We start from the raw sequence: 13,210 nt of genomic DNA on the forward strand, positions 1-13,210 counted from the left end.
CATATCAACGATATCGTGCCATGGGACGAGAACCTCCATACGGTCGAGGAACTGTTTTTTGCGGGAGGAATAGCTGGCAAGAGCGGGCATCGTGAAAAGTCTATGTCAAAGAAAGGGTTATGTTCTCATAATTGACGATTAAATCGCACCTTCCATAGCCAGTAAGACTATCTGTACCAGGGGCGTCCGTTAAGGCCAGCACCCGTCCATAGCGATCGGAACTCACCATCATATAACGCTGCCTTTTTTTAAAGGCTACCTCATCCACATTCATATGACGGGCTGATAATGGCTTTTCTATTCGGGCAAGACCTCGCTTAACTGTCCGGGTTATAATGTCGTAAACCGCATTCCAGCTGAACTTAAGTTGTTTCATGGCCGCGTCAACGTTTTGATTTTCAGCCATGAGAGAACGAACGATTCAAACAGCAGCGTATACCGGCCGCATGGCCCCGTCCACGGAACTGGCAACGTCTGGCAGCCATATTTCGGGCACGTAATGTGGGGAACATCGGCTTCGACGATTGTGGCGAACAGGCCGGTATCAAGCTGTCGCCAGGTGAAGTCAGCCTGGAAAGGTACCAACGAAAACTCGGCATCACTCAATAAACGAGCCCAGGGAATTGTCGCACCCCCCAATCACTCACATGGCTGATTTTAAAGGGCCATAACAGCCCTTTAAAATTATTCTCATTTATCTGGAATAATAAAACGGCTAACCGACTGTAATTTTTCGATGGTCTCTTCCAGCTCCCTGTCAGGCAACGATTGGTCAATAATCCCCGCACCAGCCTGTAACGCCACGCCACGACCATGCTTATAAAGCGAGCGGAGCACCAGCGCCGCATCCTTTTCACCCTGGCTATTGACCATGAACACGCTGCCGCTATAGGCACCGCGTGAGACCGGCTCCAGTCGCTGAATCGCTTCTATCGCCGGGCGCTTAGGTATCCCCGAAGCAGTTACTGCGGGAAACAGTGCACCAAAGGCATCCCAGGCATTGAACTCTTTGCGAAGTTGTCCTTTTATCCGAGAGGCCAGATGCTGCACACTGCCACGCAGTGAGACATGCATAAAATCGCTGACGTGGGTTGAATGGTTCTCACATAGGGGGAGCAGTTCTTCAATGGCGAGCTTGACGGACACTGCATGCTCAGCAATTTCTTTCGTATCGTTACTGAGCACTTCGCGCAATCGCCGATTTTCGGCCTCGTCAGCGGTAAGTGCTCGCGTACCGGCCAGTGGTTGAGTGCTGACCGCGCCTGAATCAGAGACTTCAACCACCGTCTCAGGGCTAAACCCAATGAAGTGATCGTCATTCAATCGGGCAACAAACGAACGTGCCGGGGTATTGAATCGGCGGCCAACGTGATAGCTAGCTAATAAATCGACTTGAGCGGCAAGGGTTATTCGACGAGAAAGAATAATTTTCTGATATTCACCGCGCTGAATTTCTTCCACTGCCAGGGCAACGCGCTGGCAATAGTCGCGCGCATCCTGTTCGCGAATCTGTTTGGCGATTGAAGCTTGCCATTGAGCATCAGGTTCTGGAAACACTGCAACACGATCCGCCGCCTGAACACGCTTCACCAGTTGCGATAAATCCTGATCAGAAGACGCGATCAGTTGTGCTTCCCCCGGTTTTAATTTGATTTGCACATGCGGGATAAAGAGGGTCAGCAGGGGCGTTGCCCCAGGTAAGTGTTTTGGCTGCACATCGTGTATCAGGTGTGAGAACTCGAAATGGCTCACACCATAAGCCTGCCAGTCGCTAAAGGGAATCGCATCCAGCGCCTGTTGCAGATTTGTCTGCCAGCTGCCACCTTGCCAGCTCTTTTCCACGGCGTTGGGCAGGGTAAGTTCAGCACGATCAACATACAGTGAGATTTTTACCTGACTGCCTATTCCAATATCCCAGCATTCGTCGCGCTCATAGGCAATGTGACAATCAGATTCGTTCTTCAGCAAGTGATAAATGACATCGAGCGGGTCAGCCTGCAGGATGAGGGTATGGCTGGACTCACTGCTGTCCAGGGCAAGCATGGCAATATCCGCCAGCTGACGCTTATCGATCTTGCCAACGGCGGTTAATGGCCAACGCTTAACAGGTAATAACTGGTCAGGCAGTTTATTATTGCTGACACCTTGTTGCTGCAGGTAGCCACGTAAATCAGCCAGTGTCAGGTGGGTATCACCCGGTAAACAGGCACAGATACGTTCACCCAGGCGTGCATCCTCAACACCAATTACGACGCAGCTTGCCACATCAGGGTGATTAGCGATAAACGACTCAATCTCTGCGCAACCCACCTTTTCACCGGCACGATTAATTTGCTCTTTGAGCCGACCTTCCACGACGAAGTTGCCCGCATCGGTCAGGCGCACCAGGTCACCAGAACGGTAAAAATGATCCGGTGTGAACGCCTGCAGGTTTTGCGCTTCAGCGCGATAATAGCCGCCGATAGTATAGGGGCCGCGGGTAAGAAGTTCACCGGAGACTTCGATTCCTACGGGAAGTCCATCCTGATTCACCACTCTTATTTGGTCCGCATCCGAAATCGGACGACCCTGAGTGTGTAAAATTACGTCATCGCTATCATCAAGCCGTGTGCAACAAATTAGTCCCTCAGCCATACCGAAAACTTGCTGCAGCTGACAGTCAAAGGTGGGTTTGACTTTTGCTGCCAGTTGACTATCCAGCCGTGCTCCCCCTACCTGAATAAATTGCAAACTGGAGAGGTCACTTTCATCCCATGCCCGACACTCCAGCCACAGGGTGACAAGCGGTGGTACCAGTGCAGTGAAAGTGACTTTCTCCTGCTCAATAAGAGGGAACACTTCATCACAGCCTGAGGTTTGCGCCAGCACCACTTTGCCGCCTGAGAATAGCGTGCCCAGCACTCCCGGGCAGGAGAGGGTGAAGTTGTGTGCCACAGCCAATGTCGCCAGATACACACTTTGGCTGGAAAGCTGGCAGATCTCCGCCATGCGACGTGCGTTGTAAAAGTAATCGGCGTGCGTGCGTGGTATTAATTTGGGCGTACCGGTGCTGCCACCAGAAAGGAGGAGGAGGGCAATATCTTCTGCATGCGGTGCAGGCAAAGGCTGGGGCTCGGACTGAAACGCTGTCATCACTGAGTCTGCATCGTCATGGATATTCACCTGCCAGCGTTGCATACCGGGATGTTTAACTGCCATATCCGATGCCAATGTTTGATAGTCATGCCCAAGATAGTGATGAGGATAAAACCAGGCTTTGGGTTCTGCCAGTTGACTCAAGGCATCAATGTCTGCCGCTTTCTGGCCAGGCATGGCAAGAATCGGGCGTGCGCCGAGACGGAACAGAGCGAACAGTGTTGCCACGAGGCCAATACAGTTTGGCAACTGCAGCAACACATTATCTTGTGAGCGAATCCCACGCGCGGCTAATCCCGCAGCAAGTCTGTCGGCCAGATTATCCAGCCCGGCGTAACTCAGATGCTGCTTTCCTGCCACCAGTGCTATGCTGGTGGGTTGCCGAATTGCCCACTGGCGTAACTGTTCGCCCAGTGGTTGATCGACCCAATAGTCATTTTGTCGATAGTGTTCACGCTCACTGTCACTCCAGGCGCTGTAACGTTGACGTTCGTTCATCATCTTTCTCCTTGCCGAAAAAGGATTGCCGACTACTGGCCGGCAATTACATCAAAAGTCCCAGCTAAATTTGGCAATCACCTGACGGCCTGCACCCCAGAAACAGCCTGTATCGGTGGAATAGCAACCCGCGACAACTTTGCGGTCCAGCAGGTTTTGTGCTGTCAGTTGCACTTTGCCAGCGCGTAAAGAAGGATCGAGTTTGCCGAGCTCATAACGAATTGAAGCATCCATCAGGCCATAACCCCCGGTGTTAAACTGATTGTCCATGGTCCCTCCTTTGGTGCCGCCGCTGAAACGCCCCCCCACAGCGACGCCTAAACCCTCAACCTCTGTGCCTGCTGGCGCCTGCCAGTCCAGCCATAGCGCACCAAATGTCCGTGGTACGCGCAGTGGGGTTTTGCCTTCGCGTCCTTGAGTGTCCTGGGTGTACTTCACCTGCTGCAGTGTGTAGCTACCGATCACACTGAACTGTTCGGTTAAGGCGCCCCGTGCCTCCAGCTCCAGCCCGCGTGCACGAATTTTTCCGCCCTGGGTCTGGAAAGCGGAATTCGCCGGATCAGTGCTCAGGCTCTTGTCCTGTGTCAGGTTGTACACAGCGGCAGAAAGCAGGGTCGTGGTGCCCGGTGGCTGATACTTCACGCCAAACTCATAGAGTTCGCCGCGACTGGGTTTAAAGGGTTGTTGATCGCGAGAAAGACCGGCAACCGGCTGGAAAGATTGCGCCCAGGTGAAATAAGGCGAGATGCCATTGTTAAACAGATAATTCAGGCCAACACGTCCCGTGGTGGCCTGATCGTGTTGCTCGTAATTCTGGCCGTAGAGAAAATCTTTATTGATGATTTTGCTCCAGTCGTGGCGGATACCCACCGTGGTACGCCACTGCTGCCAGGCAATCTGGTCCTGCAGATAGACGCCCGTTTGCGTGGATGAAACGCGGCTATCCTGCCACAGCGCGGTTGGGCCAAATTCGGCGACACCATAGTCAGGATGATAAATATCAAGAGATGACACGCTGCCACTACCGTAGTAAGTTTGGCCGCGCATATGGTCAACGCCCACACCCGTCAGTAACTCATGACTCAATGCACCGGTATCGAAAAAACCGTGGATCTGATTATCAAAATTGAGTGTGTTGTAATGCTCGTCAGAGACTGCGGTATTGCGGCTAATGGTGCGCATATCGTCGTTCAGACCTGACATGATCACTGCATCATAATTGGACGTTTCGCCGAAATAGCGGCCTTTTAAGACCGTGGACCAGTCTTCGCTGAAATTATGGGTGTAGCTGTAGCCCACGGTTGATTGTTTACGACTAAAGGTGTTGTGGTTTGGCTCACCCGGGTAAGCATCCCGCGGCAGTTTGCCATTTGGGTTGGTGAACACCGTGCCATAGGCAGGCAAAGAAGTGATCACCCCCAAATCCGGGTCGTACTGAAAGCGTGAGTAAAGCGTAAGACTGTTGTTGTCATCAGGATTAAAGGTGATGGAGGGGGCCAGCGCATAGCCTTTGAGTTTCGTGCCCTGCTGCATGCCGTCGGCGAGATGGCCGGTGGCGACGAAGCGATAGAGTACGCTTCCGCTGTCATTCACTGCGCCACCAAAGTCCAGGCCGACCCGTCCGTAATTCTGCGTACCACCTTCAACTTCTACATGACGAATCGTTTCACGCGTCGGCAATTTGCTGGTGAGAGCAATGACACCGCCGGGATTTGATAACCCATACAGCACGGACGCGGGTCCGCGTAAGACATCGATCTGTTCCAGAAGGAAAGGGTCGACCTGCTGCACACCAAAGAGCAGGCCATTGGTATTGCGTAAACCATCCTGAAACACATCGGAATAGCCAGTGTCGCTGTAATTAAACCCGCGAATAGTGAACTGATCAAGTGCGGTTACGCCGCCCCATTGCTCGGCCGCCACGCCTGGCGTGTAGCGCAGTGCTTCGTTCAGGCTGCGTGAGTTTTGGTCATTCATCTGCTGACGGGTGATCACTGACACTGATTGCGGTGTTTCCACCAGCGGTGTCGTGGTTTTAGTTGCGCTGCTGCTTTCCTTTGCCGAAAGCCTGCTTCCGTGTGACACCTCATCCTGTGCTATCACTGTTATGGTCGAATTATTTTGCTGCGCCCAGGCACTTTGCAGCGCGAGGGTGAATAATGAAAGTGAAAGGCCCGTTACTGCGCGTTGTGTGATTTTTTTTCCTGCCAAATACGAAGCGGTGCGTTCCATAACAATCCTCTGCCTGAAAATAATAAAAGGTTTTCTTAATGCTTATTTTGAGAATGATTATCAATAGTGTTGGTGGTTATGTAATGATATAACATATGACGTGGTCATTAATGAAGCGGAAATTTAAAGATTTCGTTAAGGGAGAGGCGGGGATATGAACCAGAGTTTAACCAGAAGAACACTGATAAAAACAATGGGTATTGGCGCGGGTATCGCGCTCAGCAATGGGTTTTTACCGCTGGCATGGGCAGATGAACCCAAGCCGCGAAGAGGTGGAATACTGCGTGCCGCGTTCGCAGGTTCCAGCAGTGATTCAACCGACGTGTTGCGATCCACCAACAGTAATATCGACTATGTACGCGCACGCTTAGTGTGGGATTCATTAGCGGAAGTAGACAATCAACGTATCGTATGGCGCCTGATGGAATCTGCAGATCCTAATCACGATGCGACTCGCTGGACCGTAAAACTTCGGCAGGGCGTCACATTCAGTGATGGTCGTCAACTCACCAGCAAAGATGTGATGTTCAGCCTGCGTACCTGGATGAGCCAGCCGGGTAGCCAAAGTGGCTGGCTGAAGCCGCTCGATCTGACGGCATCACGTCTTGAGGATGATCGCACACTGACATTGCAGTTGCACAAACCGGTGGGTTCATTTGATTTATTACTGGCGCAGTCAATCTTTATTTTTCCAGAAAATACGCAGGACTTTACTGCGGCAGTGGGGAGTGGACCTTACATACTCAAATCCTGGTCACAGGATAAAAGTGTGTTGCAGGCGCGTTCAGACTATTGGGATGCGGCAAACGGTGGTCCGTGGCTGGATGAGATTCAACTCTACAGCGTCGGTGACACCACTGCACGTCTCAACGGTTTGAAAACGGGGCAGTTTGATTATGTGGGGGGGATGGCGCTACTCACCGCGCGATCAGAGCAAGCTAATCCGGCAGTGAAACTGTGGCACTCTCCGAAATCGGAGATGAGCAATCTGGCATTTAGTATGAATCTCAGTAAGGCGCCCTTTAATCACGCCGCGGTTGTCGAAGCGCTGAAATATGCGATTGACCGGGAAACGATGGTACGCGCAGTGACCATGGGATTAGGCGAAGTCGCAAATGATGCCCTGGGCGCGGGGCAACCGTGGTTCAATGGGGAATTGCCGACCCGCCATTACGATCCTGAACGTGCCCGTGCGCTGTTGCAGAAGGCAGGCATAGCCTCTGTTGCTGCAAAGATACGCACCAGCGACTACGAATACGGTACGGCCGAAAGCGCTACATTACTGCTACGCCAGGTAAAAGGGACGGGATTTGATCTGCAACTGGACCGCGTTCCCGCTGCCGATTACTACAGCGATTTTAATCTGCTGCTGAATACACCATTACAAACCAATCTCTATCGCCCGATGCCGCTGCCCGTTGCGTTGCCATTCTATTATGGCCATGCGGCTCCCTGGTCATTCACCGGCCCGGCTACGCCGCAACTTGACGATCTGATGAATGCGATGCAGGCAGCACGCGGTGATGCGTTGCGCCAGCGTGTTGCTGATGTCCAGCACTACCTGTGGCAGCATGGCGGTGACGCGATATTTGCGCGAATTCCGTCTATTGCCGCTTCTGCACCAGGTGTGTTTGGCGTCAAAGCGGCTGGCTTCTTTGACTATCCGCTGCTGCGTGATGCCTGGCTGCGTTCAGCATGAAGTGTCAGGTTTTAATTAAGCGCCTGCTATGGCGTGCATCGCAGACGGTTTTCACCTTGTGGCTTCTTTCGGTGATGATCTTTTGTGCCATGTCGCTGGTTAAAGGTGATGCTGCCAGCCAGCGTCTGGCGGGGACGGGGAGTCGCGAGCAGGTGACGGCGTTACGCGCGCAACTGGGTCTTGATCAGCCTTTAGCTGCACGCTATCTGCAGTGGGCCAAGGGTGTCATGCACGGTGACTGGGGGACCAGCTACTTAAACGGGCGATCCGTAAGTACGCTCATTCGCGAGCGTGGAGGGAGCTCACTGGCATTAGGGGCCAGCGCCAGCGTGTTGCTGGTGGTGATCGCCCTGGGTTTAGGCATCTATTGTGGGCTTCATCCAGGCAGTGTCATCGACAGGGGCATCAGTCTTCTTTCCCTGGGATTCGCGGCGTTACCGGAATTTGTGACGGGCACACTGTTGGTAATGGTGTTTTCGTTAACGCTTCACTGGTTGCCTGCGCTTTCGCTTCTCTCCCCGGGCCAGTCGTTGTGGTCACAGTGGTCACTGTTTATTTTGCCAATAATGACACTGCTCAGTGTCGCGTTAGCGCAGAACATCAAACTGGTCCGCCTTGGTGTTATGCGTGCTTCTCAGTCTCCAGCCTGTGAATGCGCCCGGTTGAATGGAATAGCGGAATACCGCGTGGTATTGCACTGGATCCTGCCCGAAGCATTAGGCCACTGTTTACCGGTCCTGGCACGTTACATCACTTATCTGTTTGCTGGCGCACTGGTTGCAGAAAAACTGTTTGGCTGGCCAGGCCTGGCAGCGGCACTTCTTAATGCCACGCTATCGCGCGATACGCCAGTGGTGATGGGCATCTCGATGGTGATGTGTACACTGACGGTGCTACTGAATCTCCTCGCGGATAGTTTGACCGGGCTGCTTAACCCTGCTGCTTTCCGGGGAGGGCGCGATGCGTAAACGGCCATATGCAGGATTCGTCTTCTTCAGCCTGATGGCATTCATCGGTCTTATCGGCCCCTGGCTGGCACCTTATGCGATCGATGAGATACGTGATATGCCCTTTGCTTCGCCAAATTCAGCGGCGTGGATGGGGACAGATTATCTCGGCGCAGACGTCTTCAGCCGCCTGCTCAGCGGTGGTCAACAACTCTTATTGCTGGCCTGCCTGAGCGTATTACTGGCCTGGCTGATTGGCGGACTGATGGGGATGCTTGCGGCGTTGAAAGGACGCTGGATTGAACGGATGTTGTTGTTGCTGGCTGACATCCTGCTCAGTATTCCGGGGCTGCTGTTACTGACACTGGTGGTCACCGTTAGCGGGCGCGGTTATACGGCCGCAGTGGTTGCGGCGATATTGGTGATGGTGCCCGATATTTTCCGTCTGGTTCGTGCCGCGACGTTGCAACAATTACAGCAAGATTACGTCGACATGGCGCGCTGTCGGGGGGAGTCACTGGCAGCGATTCTCTTTCGGGAGATCATGCCTAACCTGTTACCCCTGCTCAGTGCAGATGTTGGCCTTCGCCTGCTGGCAGCCATTTTCATTTTGGCCACCGCCAGTTTCCTTGGGCTGGCGGCGCAACAACCCCTGGCTGACTGGGGGCTGATGATCATGGAGAACCGTCAGGGGTTATCGTTTCAACCCTGGGCAACCCTCGCGCCGATCTTTGCTATCCTGCTGCTGCTTATTCCTCTGAACCTGAGTCTGGATGGATTGTTTGTTTATGCGCGCAGAAGATATGCGCCTCCTCCGGTGGCCTCGTTTTCGCACGCACAAAGCATTGCCGATAGCAGGCTAAATATTCAACAGCTTAGCGTGGAACTTCCTGAACAGACGTTGATCAACACCGTTTCGCTGCAGATAAAAAGGGGGGAAATTGCGGCGCTGGTTGGTACTTCAGGCAGTGGTAAAAGTACTTTGCTGCGTGCGGCACTGGGGCACTTTCCTGACGCCACAACTGCCATTCGCGGTGAGGTATGGCTCGCGGGGCAGTCGCTCTTTTCAATCAATGCCCGAGCATTGAGAAAGCTGCGTGCCCGGCACGTTGGCTTTGTACCGCAAGATCCCCGTCTGAGCATGGTACCTTCGCAAACGCTGGGCACGTATTTACGATGGATGGCCGCGCGTCGCGGACTCACAGATGCTCAACGCGATCAGCAGGTGGCGTCTCATTTCCGTCAACTGGGGCTGCCCGATGATGCGGCTTTTTTGCGGCGTTATCCACATCAAATCTCTGGCGGACAACTGCAACGCGTGATGGCAGTGGCTGCTATGCTTGGCTATCCTGGCTTGCTACTGATGGATGAGCCGACCAGCGCGCTGGATGGATTGAGTACCCAGGCGGTGATGCACTGGATCGCCTCCACTGCGCGCGCGCATCAGATGAGCGTGCTGTTTGTCGCACACGATTTACCACAGGCGAGTCAGATAGCCGACCGGATTCTGGTGATGTCAGAGGGGGAAGTGGTTGAACAACAATCCACTCAGGCATTTTTGCGCACACCTGGTACCCAGGCCGGTCAGCGCCTGCTCAATGCCTGGTTGCCTTGCCCCATCCCTGAGCAGGAAGCCTCCTCTGCTCAGGTCGTCCTGAGTGCTGAGGCCGTAGGGGCTGCTTATGGCGGACGCACTGCACTGACCTCAGTACAGTTTTCTCTGAGACGTGGTGAGACACTGACCATTGCGGGCCGATCCGGCGGCGGTAAAACCACTCTTATGCGCATTCTGGCAGGTTTACAAACTGATGCCACCGGCACCTTAAGTCTGCATAACATGCCGCTACCTCTCAGCATTCATCAACGCAGCCCGTCGCAAAAATGGCAGCTGCAATATGTCGCACAAAATCCCGCCAGCTCCCTGAATGCTTTCTATAGCGTGCGTGCGTTGCTGCGCCGTCCTCTGCGTCTCAGCGATCCTACATTAAGTGCTGAACAGTGTGAACAGAGGGTCATCAGCGTGATGGCGCAGGTCGGGCTTGAGGCCCATTTGCTTGCTCGAAAACCGTCGCAACTCTCCGGCGGTCAGCAGCAGCGTGTGGCACTTGCGAGAGCATTAATTACCCGCCCTGACGTGTTGTTGTGTGATGAAGTGACCAGCGCCGTAGATGGGCCGACGCGTATGGGGCTGACCCTGCTGTTGCAAAAGTTGCAACAGCAGGGTATCGCTCTGTTAATGGTCACTCATGATTTGACCCTTCCAGTACAGTTGGGTGGTTTACTCATGGTCGTCGAGCACGGGCGGGTTGTCGAACAGGGGCGCGTTTCCGAATTGCTTGCAAGGCCCACGCATTCCGTGACATCCCGGCTCATTTCAGCAGTACAACTTACAGAGGAGACAACGCGTTGACTTCCCCCTGGATACGAACATTAAGCGGATACATTAAGCCTGAGTTGCAACTGTTTTGTCTGCCGCACGCGGGCGGCAACGCTGGTCTCTATCGCGGCTGGCGTGAACATCTTCCGCCGGAAATAGAATTGAATGTGATCTGCTATCCCGGTCGTCTGGAGCGTTGGCAGCATCCCATCCCCGCGACAATGCCGGAGCTGGTGGGGGAAGTCTCGCGGGCTATTGCTCCGCATCTTGGCGAGAACTGGGCTATTTTCGGCCACAGTATGGGAGCCGTTGTCGCGCATGAAACGGTTCTGGCATTGAAATGCGATGATTTACCTCCACCGCAACTGTTGGCGGTGTCCGCCCGTGAGGCGCCGCAGTTTCATCAGCCCGGCCTTTTACATCAACAGGATGATGAAGCACTGTGCCGTGAGTTACTGCGCCTGGACGGCACCGATCCCGTGTTGTTGACCCTACCCGAGATGCGCGAACTCATTCTGCCCACGATGCGGGCGGATTATGCGTTGATTGAGCAGTGGCAACTGAGTTCCAGACAGCTGCTGTCATGTCCCATCGCCGCCTTCATGGGCAGCGAAGATCCGGAACTTGATCAGCAGCAGGCGGAAGGATGGGCAAGCTGGACAACAGCCAGTTTCACCCTGGACTGTTTTTGCGGTGGACATTTTTACTTCAGGGAACACTTACAGCCACTTCTTTCAAGATTACTGGCACGCTTAAGTGAGGTTCAGACACTGTCCTGAGTCTGTTCTGGCTGTGGTTGTACCGGACGAATCAACCACAGTGCCGCCAGACCAGCGAGGGCGCTTGCAACGGCGGCAACGCGGAATGAGAGGTTTAATCCATCTACCCATGCCCGCAAGGCCCGTTGCTGCAATTCGGGCACGGCATTCAGCACATCAAACTGCGCGCTGCTGATGGCCTGAAGGGCTGATGCAGGCTGACTGATACCAGTGGCACTTAACAGGGAGAGCGGCAAAGCTTGCTGGATCACATGGTTGAGTAACAGTCCAAACAACGCGATACCCACGGCGGTACCGAGCGGGAAGAACGTATTTGCAGTGCCCGATGCTGCGCCAGCCTGATGTGCAGGAACAACACTAACAGCAAGATCCATCAGATGCGGCATGGTTAATCCAGCACCGATACCCAGCATCAACAGCAGCGGAAGGATCACCAGCCAGTCGCTGTGGATTTGCACATGGCTACTGAGGGTCAGACCGAGAGCCACAATGAACATGCCAATTGCCAGCACTATGCGGACTGGAATCAGTCTTGAAAGCGGACCACTTAATCCGGCGGCGACCACCATCGCCAGTGACTGACTCAAAAGAATCAAACCGGTGTGCCACGCCGAATAGTGCAACAGGCCGCTCAGCCAAAGCGTAATAAACGGCAGCAAGCCAAAACTGAAAATGCGGCCTGCAAAGCTGAGCAGGATTGCCGCCAGGAACGTAGGGATGCGAAACAAACGTAAATGCAGCAGGGCGCGATCGCCCCGCTGAGCCTCAATCCATAAAAACAATAAAGCCGAAGCGATCCCGATGAGCAGTGCAAGGCGGACAAAGGGAGTGGCATCAGATGAAAAGTTGAGTACGGCGTAGTTGAGGCTAAACAGGCTGAGAGTGACGAAAACCGCGCCAGCAACATCGACAGGATAACGCGGTGCGGGTACGGGTTTTTCATCAACATGGCGCAGGGTGAGAAAAATGATCAGTAATCCGACGGGGATGTTGATGGCAAACAGCCATGGCCAACTGGCCCATTGGATGAGTATACCGCCAATCAGGGGGCCAGTTGCTGCTGACACGGCTCCCCCTGCGGCAAATAATCCCACCGCGCTGGTGCGAATCTTGGGTGATTCACCCTCACAGGCACTGGCAATCAGTGCCAGCGCAGTCCCCAATACCATGGCACCGCCAGCGCCCTGGAGTATACGGGCAACGATCAACGCATTGATGGTAGGTGCCAGTGCGCAGCCCAGTGAAGCCAAAACAAATAATCCATTACCACACAAAAATATCGGGCGCCGACCCAGCCGGTCGGAGATGGCGCCAGCCAGCAATAACAAGGCAGCAAAGCTCAGGGTATATCCATTAATTACCCACTGTAACTGTGCGAGATTAGTAAGGAAACCTTCACCTATTTTTGGTAGCGCAATATTCACGACTGTGATGTCCAGCGTCATGATAGCAGCACTCAATGCGGCCACCAGTGTGGTCCATCTACGATTTTTTGCCTGTTCTTCATTCATTAACATGCCGTTATTCCTTATTTTCATCCCGT

The 13,210-nt window shown here is 53.7% G+C and carries 7 protein-coding genes and 2 pseudogenes; 4 read left to right on the forward strand and 5 right to left on the reverse strand.

Translation table 11 applies throughout. The features are described 5' to 3' along the window. Positions 1-148: 148 nt before the first annotated feature. From ACSZO4_RS06660 to ACSZO4_RS06675, 4 genes and pseudogenes are all read right to left on the reverse strand, one after another. Positions 149-558, reverse strand: a pseudogene (locus tag ACSZO4_RS06660) (ISL3 family transposase); the annotation flags it as partial. Positions 559-690: 132 nt separating this feature from the next. Continuing rightward, complete coding sequence (locus ACSZO4_RS06665) at positions 691-2,043, reverse strand: salicylate synthase (protein ID WP_437888104.1); 1,353 nt, start codon at positions 2,041-2,043, stop codon at positions 691-693. Then, positions 2,041-3,549: pseudogene (locus ACSZO4_RS06670) on the reverse strand ((2,3-dihydroxybenzoyl)adenylate synthase); the annotation flags it as partial. The gene ACSZO4_RS06665 and the pseudogene ACSZO4_RS06670, both read right to left, overlap by 3 nt. Before the next feature lie 135 nt (positions 3,550-3,684). Beyond that, on the reverse strand, positions 3,685-5,718 hold the full coding sequence (locus ACSZO4_RS06675) for a TonB-dependent siderophore receptor (protein WP_437888079.1): 2,034 nt from the start codon (positions 5,716-5,718) through the stop codon (positions 3,685-3,687). A 301-nt stretch (positions 5,719-6,019) separates the two neighbouring features. On the opposite strand from ACSZO4_RS06675, the gene ACSZO4_RS06680 reads away from it, so the two are divergent. The 4 genes from ACSZO4_RS06680 to ACSZO4_RS06695 are packed head-to-tail and all read left to right on the forward strand — an operon-like array spanning position 6,020 to position 11,667. Beyond that, positions 6,020-7,564, forward strand: a complete 1,545-nt coding sequence (locus ACSZO4_RS06680; RefSeq protein ID WP_437611716.1) for an ABC transporter substrate-binding protein — start codon at positions 6,020-6,022, stop codon at positions 7,562-7,564. Further along, positions 7,561-8,532: an ABC transporter permease gene (locus tag ACSZO4_RS06685; RefSeq protein ID WP_437888080.1), complete on the forward strand. Its 972-nt coding sequence runs from the start codon at positions 7,561-7,563 to the stop codon at positions 8,530-8,532. The genes ACSZO4_RS06680 and ACSZO4_RS06685 overlap by 4 nt, the downstream gene beginning before the upstream one ends. Beyond that, positions 8,525-10,921 carry an ABC transporter ATP-binding protein/permease gene (locus ACSZO4_RS06690; protein WP_437888081.1) on the forward strand — a complete coding sequence of 799 codons (2,397 nt, stop codon included), beginning with the start codon at positions 8,525-8,527 and terminating at the stop codon, positions 10,919-10,921. The genes ACSZO4_RS06685 and ACSZO4_RS06690 overlap by 8 nt, the downstream gene beginning before the upstream one ends. Further along, a complete protein-coding gene (locus ACSZO4_RS06695) occupies positions 10,918-11,667 on the forward strand; it encodes a thioesterase II family protein (protein ID WP_323711225.1) in 750 nt (249 codons plus the stop codon). The genes ACSZO4_RS06690 and ACSZO4_RS06695 overlap by 4 nt, the downstream gene beginning before the upstream one ends. On the opposite strand, the gene ACSZO4_RS06700 is transcribed toward ACSZO4_RS06695, so the two are convergent. Then, on the reverse strand, positions 11,652-13,184 hold the full coding sequence (locus ACSZO4_RS06700) for an MFS transporter (protein WP_197803185.1): 1,533 nt from the start codon (positions 13,182-13,184) through the stop codon (positions 11,652-11,654). The two genes, ACSZO4_RS06695 and ACSZO4_RS06700, sit on opposite strands and share 16 nt — an antisense overlap. Positions 13,185-13,210: the final 26 nt, after the last annotated feature.

It is taken from the genome of Phytobacter sp. V91 (genome assembly GCF_965644225.1).
Classification (GTDB): domain Bacteria; phylum Pseudomonadota; class Gammaproteobacteria; order Enterobacterales; family Enterobacteriaceae; genus CBFFRJ01.

Excerpts from the sequence above, each read along its gene's own strand:
- ACSZO4_RS06665 (WP_437888104.1), bottom strand. The coding sequence starts at position 2,043 with ATGCTTGCCCTGGACAGCAGTGAGTCCAGCCATACCCTCATCCTGCAG.
- ACSZO4_RS06680 (WP_437611716.1), top strand. The coding sequence starts at position 6,020 with ATGAACCAGAGTTTAACCAGAAGAACACTGATAAAAACAATGGGTATT.
- ACSZO4_RS06685 (WP_437888080.1), top strand. The coding sequence starts at position 7,561 with ATGAAGTGTCAGGTTTTAATTAAGCGCCTGCTATGGCGTGCATCGCAG.
- ACSZO4_RS06690 (WP_437888081.1), top strand. The coding sequence starts at position 8,525 with ATGCGTAAACGGCCATATGCAGGATTCGTCTTCTTCAGCCTGATGGCA.
- ACSZO4_RS06700 (WP_197803185.1), bottom strand. The coding sequence starts at position 13,184 with ATGTTAATGAATGAAGAACAGGCAAAAAATCGTAGATGGACCACACTG.